The 17,385-nt window shown below is 52.9% G+C and carries 14 protein-coding genes; all 14 read left to right on the forward strand.

The annotated features are described in order from the left end of the window. The first annotated feature begins 120 nt into the window (after nt 1-120). The 14 genes from G7020_RS16785 to tnpB all read left to right on the forward strand — a co-directional run bounded on the left by G7020_RS16785 (nt 121) and on the right by tnpB (nt 17,274). The gene (locus tag G7020_RS16785; protein WP_181086325.1) at nt 121-1,305 is read left to right on the forward strand and encodes a PD-(D/E)XK nuclease family protein; all 1,185 of its coding nucleotides are present in this window, start codon (nt 121-123) and stop codon (nt 1,303-1,305) included. A gap of 8 nt (nt 1,306-1,313) precedes the next feature. Beyond that, nucleotides 1,314-1,772, forward strand: coding sequence for an adenylyltransferase/cytidyltransferase family protein (locus tag G7020_RS16790; protein WP_336509728.1), 459 nt, complete (start codon nt 1,314-1,316; stop codon nt 1,770-1,772). 109 nt (nt 1,773-1,881) lie between these two features. After that, the gene (locus G7020_RS16795; protein ID WP_181086327.1) at nt 1,882-2,850 is read left to right on the forward strand and encodes an FkbM family methyltransferase; all 969 of its coding nucleotides are present in this window, start codon (nt 1,882-1,884) and stop codon (nt 2,848-2,850) included. A 78-nt stretch (nt 2,851-2,928) separates the two neighbouring features. Then, the gene (locus G7020_RS16800) at nt 2,929-4,227 is read left to right on the forward strand and encodes a cytidylyltransferase domain-containing protein (RefSeq protein ID WP_181086328.1); all 1,299 of its coding nucleotides are present in this window, start codon (nt 2,929-2,931) and stop codon (nt 4,225-4,227) included. Beyond that, nucleotides 4,228-5,892, forward strand: a complete 1,665-nt coding sequence (locus G7020_RS16805) for a hypothetical protein (RefSeq protein WP_181086329.1) — start codon at nt 4,228-4,230, stop codon at nt 5,890-5,892. A gap of 47 nt (nt 5,893-5,939) precedes the next feature. Further along, nucleotides 5,940-7,214, forward strand: coding sequence for an ATP-grasp domain-containing protein (locus tag G7020_RS16810; protein WP_181086330.1), 1,275 nt, complete (start codon nt 5,940-5,942; stop codon nt 7,212-7,214). Nucleotides 7,215-7,228: 14 nt separating this feature from the next. After that, nucleotides 7,229-8,797, forward strand: a complete 1,569-nt coding sequence (locus tag G7020_RS16815) for a glycosyltransferase (RefSeq protein ID WP_181086331.1) — start codon at nt 7,229-7,231, stop codon at nt 8,795-8,797. Then, entirely contained in the window at nt 8,794-9,924 is a 1,131-nt protein-coding gene (locus G7020_RS16820) for a DegT/DnrJ/EryC1/StrS family aminotransferase (protein WP_423835664.1), read from the forward strand. Before G7020_RS16815 ends, G7020_RS16820 begins: the two co-directional genes overlap by 4 nt. Then, nucleotides 9,911-11,191 (forward strand): CDP-glycerol glycerophosphotransferase family protein, encoded by a 1,281-nt coding sequence (locus G7020_RS16825; RefSeq protein WP_181086333.1) that lies wholly within the window; start codon nt 9,911-9,913, stop codon nt 11,189-11,191. Before G7020_RS16820 ends, G7020_RS16825 begins: the two co-directional genes overlap by 14 nt. Further along, nucleotides 11,184-14,717, forward strand: a complete 3,534-nt coding sequence (locus G7020_RS16830) for a glycosyltransferase (protein WP_258189373.1) — start codon at nt 11,184-11,186, stop codon at nt 14,715-14,717. The genes G7020_RS16825 and G7020_RS16830 overlap by 8 nt, the downstream gene beginning before the upstream one ends. A gap of 194 nt (nt 14,718-14,911) precedes the next feature. Continuing rightward, nucleotides 14,912-15,343, forward strand: a complete 432-nt coding sequence (locus G7020_RS16835; RefSeq protein ID WP_181086334.1) for a hypothetical protein — start codon at nt 14,912-14,914, stop codon at nt 15,341-15,343. Then, nucleotides 15,336-16,667, forward strand: a complete 1,332-nt coding sequence (locus tag G7020_RS16840; protein WP_181086335.1) for an ImmA/IrrE family metallo-endopeptidase — start codon at nt 15,336-15,338, stop codon at nt 16,665-16,667. The genes G7020_RS16835 and G7020_RS16840 overlap by 8 nt, the downstream gene beginning before the upstream one ends. A gap of 98 nt (nt 16,668-16,765) precedes the next feature. After that, the gene (locus tag G7020_RS24300) at nt 16,766-17,059 is read left to right on the forward strand and encodes an antitoxin Xre/MbcA/ParS toxin-binding domain-containing protein (protein WP_336509729.1); all 294 of its coding nucleotides are present in this window, start codon (nt 16,766-16,768) and stop codon (nt 17,057-17,059) included. Nucleotides 17,060-17,139: 80 nt separating this feature from the next. Next, a complete protein-coding gene (gene tnpB / locus G7020_RS16850) occupies nt 17,140-17,274 on the forward strand; it encodes an IS66 family insertion sequence element accessory protein TnpB (protein WP_258189374.1) in 135 nt (44 codons plus the stop codon). Nucleotides 17,275-17,385 lie beyond the last annotated feature (111 nt).

Raw genomic sequence — 17,385 nt, forward strand, 5'->3', positions numbered from 1 at the left:
GGAGCAGGCGCAGCCACTTATCTCGTCCTGCCAAGCTGCAATATCGTGGCTCATGGCTTCAGGGTGCGGCACGATGCGATATACAAAATACAGTGACTGGCCTGGCCGGCGGTGCTCTTTATGACAGTGATGACCTGCGACAGCCTTTCACAATTGCTGGATGCCATTGCCCGCCTGCCGGAAAAGCCCGAGGGTGAGGTCAATTTCTTTTCCAGCGGTGGCCGTGGTTATCTGGAAAATCCCACCTCCGACCTGATGGCCCTGTTCATGGGGGGCACTGCGCAGGTGCCCTGCTGGTTGAGCAAAGCCTTGCTGCACTGCCTGGTGGAGCGCGGCCTAATGGAAACCTCGGCCCTTGAACAGGTCGATTGGCACAGTGTCGGTGCCGAGCGCGAAGTCGCCCATAAGGCCGACCAGGCTGAAGCCAGCAAGCGCCTCGATCTGCTGGTTGAAGGTAACAACTTCGTCCTCGGCATCGAAAACAAGGTTTATGCCAGTGCAGCCTCGAATCCTTTCGGAGTTTATGAATCCCTGCTCGAAGCCCGTTCGGATAACCGACAAATACTTCAATGCGTTCTGCGTCCCGAGGCGAAGACCTGCGATATGCCGCCAAATTGGCCGGTGATTACCTACGACGAACTGGTGACGCAGGCGTTGGCTTTGTATGGAGCAGACGTTGCTGTTCAGCCTTTCAGCAAATGGCAGGTTTTCTACAGTGAATTCTTGCAGCACCTCAGAACACTGGGTAACCCCACAAGGAGTCGTGTAATGGATCAGGAGGCTCGCATACTGGTTCTCCAGAACTTTCAGCTGTTGAAGCAGGCTGGCGAGCTATTGCAGCAGTTCGAGGAGGAGTTGTTGCAGGAAGGGCTGAGCCGGGTGACCAGCGCACTGGCCGGTGACGGAATCGATACCACCGTATCCACGCGAAGCCAGACCTGGAGCAATGGCTATCGTGCGCTGCGTTTCTTTCCGGCCAACTGGGCGCAAACGATACCGGAAGCCAACATCACACTTGCCTATTTTCAGGATATGGATGCGGCAGATGGCGCGGTAGGGTTCGAGATTTTCCTGTATCTGAATCGGGCGCTTATACAAGAGAGGCGAGAGGCGATAGAAAGCGCTTTCCATGAAGCTGGAGCCTCGGATCGGTATACCTGGTCCTGCGCCGAAAAGCCTTGGGTCGAAGGAGGCAAGACGTCTTACCTTGGATTCAAGGTATGGGCCAATTCATACACGAGAGAAGGTGCTTTGCAGGCATTGGGAGAGTTTGCGCAGTGGGCTCAGGGGGTGGTTTTTAGATGAGGGCGAAAGTGAAGACTGTCATCACCTATGGAACTTTCGATATGTTCCATATCGGGCATCTGCGTTTGCTCCAGCGGATGCGTGAGCTAGGAGAGCAGGTGATCGTGGCTGTCTCCACCGATGAGTTCAATGTTATCAAGGGGAAGAAATCATTACTGCCTTATGAGGAGCGTAGGGAAATTGTCGAAGCGCTACGCTGTGTCGACTTGGTGATACCTGAAGAAAGTTGGGAGCAAAAAGTAGCGGATATTACGAAGCACAGTGTCGATACATTTGTAATGGGAAGTGACTGGTCCGGTCATTTCGATTATCTCAGAGAGCTTTGTGAAGTGATTTACTTGGAAAGGACTCATGGTGTCTCATCGACTGAGCTACGGGAGTCTTTGGGTAGGTTGCTATCCAGTGAATATGGGGTTGAAGAAATACATTTATTACTGAAGGCGCTTTTAGGTGATTTGGATCGTTAATCTTTTGCATTTTTAAATTGAGTAATAGGTAAGGCTATTATTTTGATCCACGTAAGCCTTGATGAGTGCTGGGTTTATTGGTAGCAAAATTTATAAGGTAGGAGAGAAAATGAGTTTATTATTGGGGGACTTGCTTAGTAAGTTGCAGGGGGCGAGTGATACGGTCCGAGCTGCCGCTGAGCCATTTTTAGATAGGTATAGGCCGTATTTTCCGGAAATTTCCCACTCGCTCTATGAGCATTTGCCGATGGATGACCGCCAGCGCTTTGTGATCTGGATGTTCAAGCGCTGGGGAGGGATTGATTTTATTGATCCTGTTGAGTTGGTGCTATATAACAAGATGGTGAATTGTATCCGCAATCAGGCTTGTACGCCACTACTACTCAATGGGCGAGATTATAAGATTCAAGATTTACGACCGCAAGGTTATGCGTTTGAGTTGGCAATTTATGATTGGGTGCTAAATATTCATGATGTATATTATAATCAATATGAGCATAAGCATCTTGTAATAAAGCCTGGAGACGTGATTGTCGATGCCGGTGGTTTTGTGGGTGATACTGCCGCTTTGTTCTGTCACAAAGTGAAAGGTGACTGCGTTATCCACTCTTTTGAATTGCTTCAAGAAAATATCCAATTGTTTCATTATAACTTGGAGTTGAATGGCATCGCTGATAGGGTGCGATTGAATAGGTTGGCTCTAAGCGAGCGTTCCGATGAAGTTGTTGGGGTGTTGCCCGCAGCTATGCAGGGGGCAACACGCATGTCTGCCGATTCAAGCTTGGCTGAGCAAGTGCCTACGATCACGTTGGATGATTATGTCCAGCGCCATGATCTCAGCAAACTGGATCTGGTGAAAATGGATATCGAAGGAGCTGAAGTGCCCGCTCTCAACGGTGCGCAGGAAAGCATCAGGCGTTTCCGCCCACGGTTGGCAATCTGTATCTATCACAAATGGGATGATGTCATCACCATACCTCGCAGTATTGCGCAGACTGGTGTCGAGTATGCGTTTTTCTTCAAGTGGGTTCAGCTGACTCATGGTTGGGAAGCGATCCTGTTTGCCGATCCATTGTAATGCACCCGTCTTCGGCAGCATAGATATTGGGTGTCGGTTCCTGATTTGTCTTTCATTATCGTATTCGTGAGGTGTCAAATGAAGGTGGTTGCATTTCTTCCTGCTAAAGGAACCAGTGATCGTGTTGAAAATAAGAATACACGTTTGTTGGATGGTAAGCCCTTGTTTTTGCATACCTTGGAAAAGCTGATGGCGTGCTCTTTCATTGATGAGGTTTACCTCGATACGGAAAGTGAAGATATCATGGAGTTGGCGGCAGCCAGTGGTGCGAAAATACTGCGCCGAAATCCCAGTCTTGCTACAAACAAGGTTGATGGCAATGCTCTATTCATGAATGAAGTGGCGCATGTTGAGGCTGATATTTATATCCAGATACTTTGCACTAGCCCCTTCATAAGCCCTCTGCGCATCTTGGAAGGCGTTAATATACTTAAAAGTCAGCCAGAGTTCGATTCTGCTGTGCTGATAAAGCGTGAGAAGCAATATACATGGAATGGCGATGGGCCGATCTACAATATCAATCATATTCCTAATAGCGTGGACTTGCCGGATACTGTGATTGAAACGATGGGCTTGTATATTGTCAGGCGCAATGCTGCATTGAAACTGCAGCGCCGTATAGGTGAGCGCCCCTATCAGATAGAAGCAACGGTTGAGGATGCCTTTGATGTAAACTTCCCGGACGAGTTTGAAATGGCCAACTTGCTTGCAGCGGGGCATAGGGAGAGAGACCGCAAGTTGCTTAATAACGTCAAGGGATTTATGTCCTCGTCGCTACTTTCAGATATTCTCGATGACCTCGGATATCGCTCACAGATAATCAAGGGGCTGCAGCCCAACATCCAAGGGTGCAAGCTTCTGGCTCGGGCAAAAACACTGCGACTACGCGCTTTACATGACGGTGAACGGTTTGAGGGTATCTACCAGGCGTTACAGTCGTACAATACAATTATTCCCAACGACATCATCATGGTTGAGAACGACCTGAGCGATTATGCTTATTTCGGCGAACTGAATGCCAATCTGGCGATTCGTGCCGGTGCGGTTGGGGCCATAATCGGCGGCAAGACGCGTGATAGCTCAGAGGTTCATGGACTGGGCTTTCCAGTATTTTCTAGCGGTTATACTTGCCAAGATGTCAGGCAGCGGGCGACTGTCGACTCGATCAACAAGCCGATCAGCATCTTTGGGGTTTCAGTAACCGTAGGGGATCTTGTATTTGCTGATAAGGAAGGTGTTGTAGTCATTCCGCGCCAAGTGGAAGATCAGGTGATTGATTTGGTGGTTCGGCGCGGCGGTAGCGAGAAAAAAATTCTGTTGGATATTTCTATGGGCATGAGCGTCAACGAGTTGACCAAGAACCATGGTTTTTTCTGAATGAGCCAGATTGTAGAAACATCAGTGTTGCATGCTCAACTGATAGAACAGGCGCTGGCTGGCCTGCGGGCGCAGGATTGGCAGAGAGCTGCTACCCTGTGGCGAGAGTTGTATCGGTTGGGCGCACTGACCTGTACGGAAGATTTTCACGCTTGCGCTCGAGCCCTTGAGGCTGTGCAGGATTGGGCTTTGCATGAGCAGGTTCTGGCAGAGGCCGTGTTCTTATTTCCCGAGAATTCCGAGTTGCTCTCGCGAGTCTCCTATCGTCAGGCTATGCAGCTCTATGCTGACGCCCACTGGAGAGAGGCCTTCGAGCTGCTGCATCACCTGGAGAGGAGAAAGCCGTCCAGTTGGGCGTTCCCCGTTGGTTATTACCGCTGGCAGGCATTCATCCAGTCACGCTTGGAGCTTGATGGAACTCCCGAGAGGCGCTTGCAGCAAGTGGTACAGCAGGCCTTCTTTAAGCATCCCTGTTTGTTTTCCCGGCAGTTGGCCGGGTTGGACTTGGTCATCGAATGTCTGGGTTGGTCAGATGAGCTGGTCTTCAAGTTCCGTCAGCATCTGGCTTTACTGGTTTCGGTGCTGGCACAGACTGACCGGAATCTCTCGACCGTGATTGGGCCTTGGTCACTCCCTTCTGTTCAGGGGGTGGCCAGTTTTTTTAGAGCCGAACCTCAATTACTAGTCAGTCTGCCCAGACCTTATGTGCATTTTCTGGCTCGGTTATTTCTACTGCATGGTTTTTATGACCTGTATCGTTGTTTTCGTGCCGACTTCGTAGAGAAAGCGGCAAGAGCAACCAGTCCCCCCCCGTACGATTCCTGTTTGCCGGAGTTCTTCTTTGCGGTGGCTTTTCAGAGCGAGAATGGGGATGAGGCTGGCATGCAGGCTCTGACTGCACAGGTTTCGGAACGAAGAGTAGGGGAACAGGCTGCTGCTGAGAGAATCGTGGCGTTGTCCGAGTTGTACTTCCCGAGGCGGCCCCAGGGGGAGTATCCACGAATGCATGAGGATACAGGGTTCGCCGAGCTGATTCATAGCAAGAGTATTGCTATTGTCGGGCCCGTAGATGTTGGCTTGGATAATGGACGTGAGATAGATGGCTTCGATTTGGTCATTCGTTTTAACCCTCGACCTTCGGTTGTATTAGCGTCGGAGCGATTCGGTCAACGCACTGATATTGGCTATTATTCGACTATCAATCTGATGAACGGTGGCGCCGAATATCTAGACGCGATGAATACATTGCTTTGGGTGGTGGTTGAGGAGCGTAATAGACCCGATGTGCGATGGTTGGACGACGTTTGTACCCCTGTGCGAGAGCACCTGCGTGGTTGGGGATACGAGAGCCCGTTTCTGTTCGGCGCCCCCAATGCGGTACAACGTGTGTTAATGGATGTGTTGCGCTTCCAGCCGGCACGGCTGAAGATCTTCAATTCTAACTTCTACGTCACCGCCAATTTCGCAGGTGGTTATCGCGATTGCCAAATGAATATGTTTCCTGCGCTGGCAATTCATGATCCAGTTAGTAATTTCCTGTTTACCCGGCAATGCCTGCACAACTGGAATGTAGAGGCAGATTCTGTGGCTGGTGAGGTGCTTGGTTTGGAGTTGGATGATTATATGGATCATCTGGGTCGGCAATATGCCCGCTTTGCTCGTTGATTTCAGGAAGTGTTAATGATGGGTAAATATATGGGAGCAACGAGACGGTGAATGTTCTGGTATTCCCCTGCGGTTCCGAGATCGGCCTAGAGATCCATGCGGCCTTGGCTTGGCAGAAGGATATTACCCTGTATGGGGTTTCATCAGTTGCCGATCATGGTGAATTCACCTATGGTAATTATCGAAAAATTAGTGCAAATGTTAGTTCGGGGGATTTCATCGATCAGTTGAATGAGCTGGTCGATGAGTGGTGCATCGATATAATTATGCCTGCTCATGACAGCGTTTTCCTGCGCCTTTCCGAAGCTGCGCAGTCACTATTGGCGCCTGCCGCTGTTCCTGACTTGGAGCAGGCTAGAGTCTGTCGCAACAAGAACAGTACCTATGCGTTCTTCGCCGATTGCGATTTCATTCCACGACCGGTAAGCCTAGCTGATGCAAGCTATCCGATCTTTGCCAAACCGGCTGTCAGCCAGGGCTCACAGGGAGCTGAGGTCGTACATGATGCCAGACGGCATCAGGAATTACTCAATGCGACGGTTGAATATGTATTCTCCGAATATCTGCCTGGGTTGGAGTTGACGGTCGACTGTCTGTCGGATACTGATGGTTGTTTGAGAAATATTGCACCTCGTGAGCGCTGTCGGGTCAAGTCAGGTATTAGCGTGCGCACCCGCCCCTTTGATGCTGACGCATCCATCATGGACATTTCTGAGCAGATTGCTCAGCGATTGCAACTCAAGGGGGCTTGGTTCTTCCAGCTTAGACAGGATGTCCAAGGGCGGTGGAAGTTGTTGGAGATTGCTCCACGCATAGCAGGTTCAATGGGCTTGTCGCGGCATCTAGGGATCAATTATCCCTTGCTTTCGCTGTATGCTCACCTTGGATTGCCCTTTCGTCTGCTTGTGCAGAGTTATCCCATCGTTATGGATCGTGCATTGCGCAGTCGCTACCAAGTTAAGCTGGAGTATGACCAAGTCTATATTGATCTGGACGATACCCTGTTGCATCGAGGGCGTGTTAACACGGTACTGATTGTGCTGCTGTATCAATGGGCGGCTGGTGGTGTTCTGGTGCACCTGATCACTCGGCACAAGAGCTGTCCTTATGAAACCTTGGCCAGGTATTGCATTGCCAAGGAACTGTTCGTCTCGATCATTCATATCGTTGATGAGCGCTTGAAAAGCAGCTATATCCCGAAGGGCGATCGTGCCCTGTTTATTGATGACTCTTTTCGTGAGCGGTTAGATGTCAGTGAAACTCTCGGTATTCCAGTATTTGATTTAGATAGTATTGATCAGTTAATTGACTGGCGCGAGTAAGGTAAGGTGTGATTATGTCTGTTGAAGGCGCGGCGCCGCTATTGTCGATTGTTGTTCTGGTCTATAATACGGCTAATTATTTGCAGGCCTGTTTTGATTCCCTGTTGACTCAAAACTACAGGGATATTGAGGTCATTGCGATTGATGATGGTAGTCAGGATGAAAGTTATGAAATCTGTCAGTCTTATCAATCACGGTATACTAACTTCAGATGTATTCGGAAGATCAATGAAGGGGGTGCTGTTGCTGGTAATTTGGGCTTGACGATGGCCCGCGGCCTTTATGTGGCACTGGTTGACTCGGATGATCTAGTGACCGTTGATGGCTATGCTCTAATGATGCAGGAGGCCATAGAGAACTCGGCTGATGTGGTGATAGGCCGTGCTGCGCGTTTAAACGCCAATGGTATCTCCACTGTGACTTTTCTATATGAGCCTTTTGTCTGGAAGACACACCGGGTGGTTGATAGCGTTGCTGATTTTCCCGATCTTCTCCATGACCCGTTCTACTGGAACAAGATTTTTCGTCTTGAATTTCTGCGAAAGCATGGGTTGGGCATGGAACCTGGTCTTTTATATGCGGATGGCGTTTTCGTGCGCCAAGCTTATTTCTATAGTCAGCGGACGGTAATCATTCCACAGTTGGTCTATATCTGGCGTTTGCGTAATGCCGAAGGCGAACAATCCATTACGCAGAGGAAAAACGACCCAGAAAATTTCCGTGATCGTATCCGCTCTATGTATATAGACTGGCGGAATTTCGAGGGTGTCCCCAATGCTGAGTGGTATAGGCGCCTGGTAGCCGTAAATAATCTACATCGGGCTTTGCATGTTGCTGGTGGCATTGTTGGCTCGATAGCCTTCCGTAGTGTTTATATGGAGAGTATGCAAGCTCTACTTGAGCTTTATGGCGATCTGGATGTTCAGGCCCTAGGCCCTCGGCGTCTCATGTATCTTGCGTTGATTAAAAGGAACGAAATCGCTGGCCTCTGTTATCTTTTGGGGCTTCCGCTTGATGCGGGAGTAGTTGAGCGTGATGGCAGGGTGTACTGGAGTCAGCCGTTCTTTAATAATCCCGAGTTCGGTATTGATTCTTCCCTGGCTGAGGTGCGTTTTCCTGTAGTCGGCTTCTTCCATGTATCTACCCTGAGTCTTGGTGAGCACTCTGTATACCTCGAATTGCAGATTGCGGACAGCATCAAGGCTGGTTGCAATCTGGAGTTTGAAATGCAGGGCTTGTGTGGAGAGGGGAGTTTTCCTTTTCGGGAGCTGGGGCGGAGAGCAGAAGGAGTGTATGCCTACGAATTGTCACTACTCCAGATGAGGCCACGTGATAAGTCTATTGTCTATGGCTTGGTGATGAATTACCGGATGGGCGATATCTGGGGTTATTTCCGTATAGGGCGAGCCCTGTTGACATACGATGTGTTACAGGCCTTGCCGTTACAGCATGCTTCTGGATATGAGATCTTCTGGTCTGCCGAGGTGGGCGGTGTTGGCATGCGAACCCTTCCAGATAGCGAGAGGTTAGCGAGTTTGGTGCCTGGTCATTGCGTGTATCCATTGGTTTTTGAGGGGGTCTGATGAAAGCGCGTATTCCTGTGACACGGCCATTGTTGCCTCCACTGGAAGAGTTCCTGCCCTATCTGGAGCGAGTCTGGGCCAGCGGTATCCTCACTAATGGCGGTGACATGCACAAGGCCCTTGAGCAGGCGTTGTGCGAATACTTAGGGATCGAGCACATCGCGCTATTTGCCAATGGCACGCTAGCTCTGGTTACTGCCTTGCAGGCGCTACGGATCACCGGAGAGGTGATCACTACACCCTATTCGTTCGTAGCTACCGGGCATTCGCTGCTATGGAACGGCATCAAACCAGTATTCGTGGATATCGACCCGCATACGCTGAACCTGGACCCAGCGAAGATCGAGGCTGCCATCACTCCGCAGACCACGGCAATCATGCCCGTGCATTGCTATGGCAACCCATGTGACGTTCAGGCCATCGAGGCCATTGCTGACAACTACAACCTGCGGGTGATCTATGATGCTGCCCATGCCTTTGCGGTGCGCGACGAGGGTGGAAGTATTCTGCGTCATGGGGATCTCAGTGTGCTCAGTTTCCATGCTACCAAGGTGTTCAATACCTTTGAGGGCGGGGCAATCATCTGTCCAGATGCCAAGACCTATCAGCGTATTGGGCATCTGAAGAACTTTGGTTTCGTTAATGAGACAACGGTGGTTGCGCCAGGCATTAACGGCAAGATGAGTGAAATCAACGCCGCATTCGGCTTGTTACAACTTCAGTATATTGACGATGCGCTGGCACGGCGCAAGGAAATCGATGCACTGTACCGGCAGCGCCTTGCCGATGTTTCGGGTTTGCATTGTGTTGAGCTTCATGGGCAGAACTTCTCCAATCATGCATATTTCCCCATTCTTGTGAGCGAAGCTTTTGGGTTGAGCCGGGATCAGTTATATGAGTGCCTGCGAGCACACAGTATTATGGTGCGCCGTTATTTCTACCCGCTTATTAGTGACTTTCCTATGTACCGCGGATTGCCATCCGCAGCGCCTGCCTCATTGCCTGTGGCTAAGGCAATATCTCACAGCGTTTTGTGTCTGCCGATTTACCCTGACTTGGCAGACGATGAGATTGAGACGATTTGTGCTTTGATTCGGAAATTAAGCGAGAAGCATGAACGGTTATAGCGGAAGGCTAGAGCGATTCGCACGTTGGCTCCTGCCTTTGTGGTGGTTTTATGACCGGCTGTTGCCGAAGCGCAGGGATCACTGGGCTTTTTTTGTCCATCCGCTGAAACCGGATCAATTCATAGAGAATTCCCGTGCGGTATTTGAGCAGATAAAGAATGATCCAGCTCTGTGCAAGGTTGTTTTCACTCGTGGACGTGTCAGCGGGCTGCGTTTAGAAGACTCATGTAACCTCAAGGTTGTCGACGTGCAGAGCATGGCAGGGCTTTGTGCGTTGGCGCGTTGCGGTGTGCTGTTGTTGACCAATTCGATTGCTTTGGATATTTCATGGCGCTGGAGCGACGGGTCTTTTGTGGTGCTTCGACCGGACTACACACGCCGGATAGTGGTCAACTTGTGGCATGGTATCCCACTCAAGCGGCTATTTGCATTGACCAGGCCGGAGCTACGCCAGCATGTCGACAGGGTAGAGCTGCGACGCAAGGAGCGTGCTCATTACCATGGATTGATTAGCTCGTCGGATGTCGATAGTCATGCCATGGCGGCGATGTTCCACCCGATTGATCCGTCCTGCGTGTGGGTTACCGGCTTGCCCCGCAATGATTTTTTGCGTAGAGGCGAGTCTGATTTGCCGGCATTTTTGCGGGATGAATTGCAGGTAATTCGTGAATTGAAGCAGGGGCGCAAGTTGATTGTTTATGCTCCAACCTATCGCGAAAGTAGTGTGGCAGCTGCCCAATATTATCAGTTCAGTGACGATGAAATAGAGCGCTTGCGTACGCTATTGCGTAAGCATAGTGCAGTGCTGGGCTTTCGTATGCATTACTTTCGCAAGGGTGAGCAATTATTCAATCTGGAGCGTTATATAGATGGCGATACCATCGTCGACCTTGGGCATACCCGAATCAACGAGATTGCTCCTGTGCTGCGAGAGGCTGATCTGCTGGTGACTGATTATTCATCAGTTTATATCGATGCGTTGTACATCGATAAGCCTGTGTTCAGCTTTGCCTACGATCTGGAACATTATCAATCTCAGCAGAATGGTCTGCTTTACGATATGGAACTGGCCTTTCCTGGGCCGGTTGTAGCCACGTTCACCGAGTTGCTCGTTGCACTGGAGCAGGAGTTGCTTCACCCCGAACAGGTTGCCTGTGTGCGTTACAGGATGGCCCGGAAATTCTTTTTTAATCATCAGGACGACTGCAATGCTGCGCGAGTGGTAAGTCGCCTGAAATCCTTGATGGCAGAGGCGCAAAATGGTTAATGATTTTGACGGTGCACCATTGGTCAGCATCGTCATGCCGGCTTACAAGAGCCTGTATCTGACCGAGGCTTTGGAAAGCATCCTGCACCAGACCTACCGGCCCATTGAGCTGATCGTGTGTGACGATGCGCGCAATGATGAGATTGCACGGGCGATCGAGGCGTTCCGTTCGCAGGCCGATTTCCCTATCTGCTATCAGCACAACGAGCAGCGTCTTTGGGAAATGCGCAGTACCGCTCGTGGCGTATCACTGGCGCGAGGGCGCTATGTGAAATTTCTGCACGACGATGACGTGCTGCAACCGGATTGTATTGCTTCTCTGGTGGCGGTCATGGAAGCCGATCCCAGCGTGACCTTGGCCAGTTCGCGGCGTCGGCGTATCGACGAGGAGGGCAACCCGCTACCGGACATCCTGGCAACGGTATATCCCTTCGCGGGGGATACGCTTATCGACGGTGGCGATCTGATCTCGTTCTTTGCCGAGCACACAGTCAATTTCATCGGTGAGCCTAGTACTGTTTTATGTCGACGTGATGATCTGTTGGACTTCAAAGAAGGCTTGTCGGTACTCAATGGTGTTCGTATCACTTGGGTGGCTGACCTAGCGCTGTATGCCAAGCTGCTGAGGCGTGGCAACCTTGCCATGCTGGCTAAACCGCTGACGAATTTCCGCGTATCCCGTGAGCAATTCAGCCAAGCGGGCCGCGACCAGCTTGGTATCGGCGAAAAAGGCCACGCCGATTTCCGCCAGGCCATTCGCGATCTGGGCTGGTATCGCGCCGACGAGGACAACCGTTTTGTGCGAGTGGCTCCGATCACGCAGCTCAAAGCGCGGGTATTCAAGTCAGTCAATGTGCTCGCAGCCATTCAGCGAGCTGGAGGCCTGGGCAGTGTGCCGTTGTCTGCCTGGCTGGGCGAGCGGTGGCCCAAGGATGTACAGCAGGGGCTGATCGACCAGCGTCTGCAAGCCAATGCTGGCGGACCGCGTATTGCGGTAGTGGTGCTCGATGGCAAAGGCGAGGTGGAGGCGGTCGAGCGGACGCTGCTCAGCCTGGAAAACAAGAACCGATACCGCAATCTGGACGTTCGGGTGCTCTCGCCATTGGCTTTGCCGGGCATCGAAGGGCGGGCCGAAGTGTTGCCGCTTGCCGATGGCCAGGAGGTGGCGGCACTCAATGCGGCGGCTGTCTCCAGTACGGCTGATTGGCTGCTGAGCGTGGAGGCGGGGGTTGAATTTACTACCAGCGGCCTGCTTATTGCCGCGCTGGATTTGCTAGGCGCGCCAGACTCCTGCCTGGCGGTGTATGCCGATGAGCTGATGCGCCTGGAGGATGGCGAGCACGGGATTGCCTTGCGCCCGGATCTGAACCTGGACTTGTTGCTCAGCTTCCCGGCGGGGCTTTCCCGGCACTGGCTGCTGCGGCGTGACGTTCTGTTGGAGCAAGGCGGTTTTGCAGCGGAGTGTGGCGAGGCGTTCGAGCTGGACTATCAGTTACGCCTGATCGAGCGCCATGGCCTGGCGTGCATCGGCCATATCAGTGAGCCTCTTCTGGCCAGTGACGCCTTCGCGCTGCGGGATAGTCTGCAGGAGCGAGCGGTGATCGAGCGTCATCTGCAGGCCCGCGGTTATCAGCAGGCCCGAGTGGGCAGTCGTCTTCCGGGGCGTTACGAGCTGGACTACGGACATGCACAGTTGGGCTCGGTGAGCATCCTGATCGTGGTCCAGGATCGTTTGCCGCAGATACAGCGCTGCATGGAAACCCTGCTGGAGCATACCGGGTACACCAATTACGAAGTGTTGTTGCTCGATCATGGCAACCAAGCTCCGGAGATGCGCGAGTGGCTGGCGGGCGTGGAAGCGATGGGTGCGGATCAGCTGCGGGTGTTGCGCTTCGGCTCCGCCTTGTCGCGTTCTGCTGTGTGCAATCAGGCAGCCCAACAGGCGAGGGGGGATTTTCTCCTGTGGTTGGGCGATGGCGCAGGGGTCATGGACAAGGACTGGTTGCAGCAACTGCTCAATCACGGCCAGCGTTCGGAAGTCGGTGCCGTGGGCGGCAAACTGCTATCGGCGGATGGCAAGATGCGCCACGCCGGATTTTTGCTCGGTCTTTGTGGGCCAGCGGGGCGTGCCTTCGAGGGCGCCTCGTTCGACGATCCCGGCTATATGCAGCGTTTGCAGGTCGAACAGAACTATTCGGCCCTCAGTGGTGAGTGCCTGATGATTCATCGCGAGGTTTTCCAGCAGGTCGGTGGTTTCGACGAAGCGCCTCTGCTGGCGCGCTGGGCGGATGTGGACCTTTGTCTGCGGCTGCAACAGGCAGGCTATCTGAATGTCTGGACGCCACGGGTTCAGTTGCTGATGGATGCACCCCCGGAAGTTGCGCCGACAGCCGCGCAAGACGATGCGATCTATGAGCGCTGGTTGCCTGTTATCGCGCGCGACCCGGCCTATAACCCTGGTTTCAGTTTGCAGGTCGAGCAGGGCTTCAAGCTGGCCGATCCGCAATTGTCCTGGCAGCCCTTGCAATCCTGGCGGCCCCTGCCGGTCGTGCTGGGCCATCACGCGGATCAACAAGGGTGTGGCCATTACCGGATGATCCAGCCGTTCAACGCCATGCGAGATGCCGGATTGATCGAGGGGCATCTCTCGATGGGCCTGCTATCGCCTGCTGAGTTGGCCCGTTATGCGCCGGATGTCGTTGTGTTGCAGCGAGCGGTGCTCGATGAGCAACTGGAAAAGATGCGCCGGATGCAGGCGTTCTCTGGGGCCTTCAAGGTTTTCGAGCTGGACGATTACCTGCCGAACCTGCCGATCAAAAGCATCCACCGTCTGCATATGCCCAAGGATATTCTCCGCAGCTTGCGGCGAGGGCTGGGGTATGTCGATCGTTTCGTGGTATCCACCCAGCCGCTGGCCGAGGCCTTCTCCGGGCTGCATGGCGATATCCGGGTGATCGAGAACCGCCTGCCTGCCGGTTGGTGGAAGGGCTTGCAGAGTGGGCGCCGCGTGGGTACGAAGCCTCGTGTCGGCTGGGCAGGAGGGGCAGGTCACACGGGCGATCTGGAGTTGATTGCCGATGTGGTCAAGGAACTGGCTGACGAGGTCGAGTGGGTGTTCCTGGGTATGTGCCCGGACAAGCTTCGGCCCTACATCCATGAATTCCACCCGGGTGTGTTCATCCATCAATACCCGTCGGCGCTGGCCAGTCTGAATCTGGATTTGGCCCTTGCGCCGTTGGAGCAGAACCTGTTCAACGAATGCAAGAGCAATCTGCGCCTCTTGGAATACGGCGCCTGTGGTTTCCCGGTGATCTGCAGCGATGTGCGCTGTTTTCAGAATGATGGCTTGCCGGTCACCCGGGTCAAGAACCGCTTCAAGGATTGGGTGGAGGCGATCCGGGCGCATATCAACGACCTCGATGCCGCCGCCAGGGCAGGGGATGAGCTACGCGCTGCCGTATTGAACGGCTGGATGCTTGAGGGTGAAAACCTCGAGGCGTGGCGCAAGGCGTGGTTGCCGGATTGAGCTGAGGTCTCGCTGAAGAAAACGCCATATGGGTTTGCTAATTGTTGAGGCGGGGCGGGTTTAGTAGGCCGCTACAACTCGGCTGTGCGGCCCTGCACGATGGGCTCTATCGCATGGCGACTGGGCCGCAGTGTTTAGCTCGTGTTGTGCTTTATACTCGCTCCTTAATTACAGGCTCATGTGCTGGGTAACGGATGAAAAAGCGATACCAGAAATTCAATCGTAAGCGTCGGATCGCTGACCCTGGTCAGTGGGAGAGCCGGCGTCTGAGTGAATTGAGGGCAGGCGTTTCATACGGTGGCAACCCCGAGCATAAGATGAACCCTGGAGATTTTGGACTGGAGCCGCCGGCAGATCCACGCCAAGGAAAGTCTTTGTGTGATGTTGCGCGGATTTTTACTCGTACAGAAGCTCTGGATTTGCTTCAGGCAGGTATAGAGAAGGGGCTGGTCAGTGACCGCGAAAATGGTGGCTGGCCAAAGAATATTTGGTCTGTTACTGATGCGGGCATTCCAATGGAGGCGCAGTTGGAAAATCCGGAAACCGGCCAGTACCATGGCTACCCAATGCCTGATAGCGATCCTCTGGCCTCTGAGGTGATTGCGCGGTGGAAGCGCCATGGCTGAGATCATTTTTTCGATTGACTGGTTATCTGCTGAAAGTAGTTCCCCGCTCCTCCGTGATACATCGGGGCAGTTGGCAATTCACTTGGATAATACCTGCTTAACACGCAATGAGGATGTTTGGTCTAGTACCGTGCGTGATTCGGTACTTGTCTCAGCCTATCCGTTGGCTTTGTGGTTGGCCTCATCCTGGTGGCGATTAAACTTTGAGCCTCTACCGCAGTTTAACGTCAGACCATCGTTGGACTGGCGTATAGCTCATGAATTAGGCGCTGCCAATCATGGTTATGTATGGCCCCGAATCATATTTGCTGCGGATGGGGAGTCGGTAAATGTTTGGGCCGAACAGATACCGGCGGCAGGACAATCCGTCCAGTACCTCTATGGTCTAGATGTCCCACATGCGGTACCACTTGCGAGCTTTCAGCGGCGGATCGATGGCTTTGTCGAGAGGGTTATTACCAGGTTGCAGGCATTAGGGCATCGTGAAACCGATCTTGCCGAGCTGTGGACACTGATTCGGGACGATCGAGCTAACCCTGAGGCTTGGCACTATCGAGTCCTTGAAGCACAAATGGGCTACGACCCTGATGAGTGTCCGGAGCAAATAATTGCCGAGGCATTGAAGCTGCAGAGTAGGACGGGGGTCGCTGCCATGTCGGAACTGGCTCCGGTATTCGGGCGTCGAAACGGGGATAAATCTGGATTCAATGAGATTGTTGAACTTGCGGCGCAGAGTGGAATCCAGGGGCAACCTTCAGTAAGGACTGGAGACTTTGAGCGTGCTCCGCATTCGCTGAAACCGTGGCAGCGAGGAGTTAATTCGGCAAGGCAACTTCGTGAAGCACTTGGTAACAGGGAAAACCCCATCAAGAACTCCGAAATATACGACCTCCTAGGTATTACCGAGAGGCAAGTGGATGGCTGGAGTTCATCCGGCAGAAATAAGGTCGCAATTGCCGAGCCGGTGAGTGGGGATGGGTTCAGGTATGTGCCCCGTAAAAGGCACCCAGTTGCCAAGCGCTTCGAGTTTGCTCGGCTGATAGGGGAGATACTTGATCGTCCCCAGGCCGATAGTGGTTGGTTGGTTTCAACAGATATCGCGACAGCCACGCAGAAGCGCCAGCGATCCTTCGCAGCCGAGTTCTTATGCCCGATTGACTCTTTGGTCGATTATCTAGATGGTGAGTTCTCGGAATCTTCTTTTGAGGACGCGGCAGAGTATTTCAATGTGAGTGAAAAAACTATTGAGTCTTTGCTTGCCAATAACGGCTATTTGGGTGTGTTGTCCACTGAGCCGAAAGTGCCGTACCAGGCTGCGGCCTAGTGGCCCGTCTGGTTAATCCAATAACTTACTCCTGATTGCACCAGCTTTACCCAGTTCACTGAGCTGATAATCGATTCAGCATTTTGTCGCAGGCCATGGTGAGTGACTTCTTCGGTTTTCGGGTACAGGAGCTGGCCGAGCGCGCTCATGTGCATCGCAACACCCGACCGCCAGGCCCCATGCCCCGCAGTTGGAGATATCTGCAGGATATGGTGAAGGTACTGGCCGTGGCCACCGAGATGGCTGGGAACCTGGAACGGGCTGCCTCCCTGCTTCGCAATGAGCCGCTACGGGCCTTCGGCTACAAGACTGCCGATGACCTGGTTCAGGAAGGACGGGCCGATGCGGTGATCGCCTATCTGAAGTCCCTCGCTGGCGGTGCTGCTGGGTAACCGCTCCATAAACCCCACCTTCAACTGACCTGTCCGTTCCCGGATGCTGGGCTCCCTGTTTTCCCCAGTGGAGCCCCGTCATGATGCGTCCCGACGCCAAGGTGCAGAAGGTCTACCTTTACCCAAAGCCCGTCGATTTTCGCAAATCCATCAACGGCCTGGCCGCGCTGGTCGAGCTGGATATCAAGGTGGAAATGTTCGTAAGCGCTCCATAAACCCCGCCCGCCAGGACGGGATTTATTTTCAGGAAGCAGGAGCAGAAGCCGGCGGGCAGTTCCAAGGCAGCAGCGCTTCGTAGTCCTCAACGTTCTGTGCTGTTGGCAGGC

Source organism: Stutzerimonas stutzeri, assembly GCF_013522825.1.
Lineage (GTDB): Bacteria > Pseudomonadota > Gammaproteobacteria > Pseudomonadales > Pseudomonadaceae > Stutzerimonas > Stutzerimonas stutzeri_AK.

Bases quoted from the DNA above. Each gene is read 5' to 3' on its own strand.
- G7020_RS16785 (WP_181086325.1), top strand. From the start codon at position 121: ATGACAGTGATGACCTGCGACAGCCTTTCACAATTGCTGGATGCCATT.
- G7020_RS16795 (WP_181086327.1), top strand. From the start codon at position 1,882: ATGAGTTTATTATTGGGGGACTTGCTTAGTAAGTTGCAGGGGGCGAGT.
- G7020_RS16800 (WP_181086328.1), top strand. From the start codon at position 2,929: ATGAAGGTGGTTGCATTTCTTCCTGCTAAAGGAACCAGTGATCGTGTT.
- G7020_RS16805 (WP_181086329.1), top strand. From the start codon at position 4,228: ATGAGCCAGATTGTAGAAACATCAGTGTTGCATGCTCAACTGATAGAA.
- G7020_RS16815 (WP_181086331.1), top strand. From the start codon at position 7,229: ATGTCTGTTGAAGGCGCGGCGCCGCTATTGTCGATTGTTGTTCTGGTC.
- G7020_RS16825 (WP_181086333.1), top strand. From the start codon at position 9,911: ATGAACGGTTATAGCGGAAGGCTAGAGCGATTCGCACGTTGGCTCCTG.
- G7020_RS16830 (WP_258189373.1), top strand. From the start codon at position 11,184: ATGGTTAATGATTTTGACGGTGCACCATTGGTCAGCATCGTCATGCCG.
- G7020_RS16835 (WP_181086334.1), top strand. From the start codon at position 14,912: ATGAAAAAGCGATACCAGAAATTCAATCGTAAGCGTCGGATCGCTGAC.
- G7020_RS16840 (WP_181086335.1), top strand. From the start codon at position 15,336: ATGGCTGAGATCATTTTTTCGATTGACTGGTTATCTGCTGAAAGTAGT.
- tnpB (WP_258189374.1), top strand. From the start codon at position 17,140: ATGATGCGTCCCGACGCCAAGGTGCAGAAGGTCTACCTTTACCCAAAG.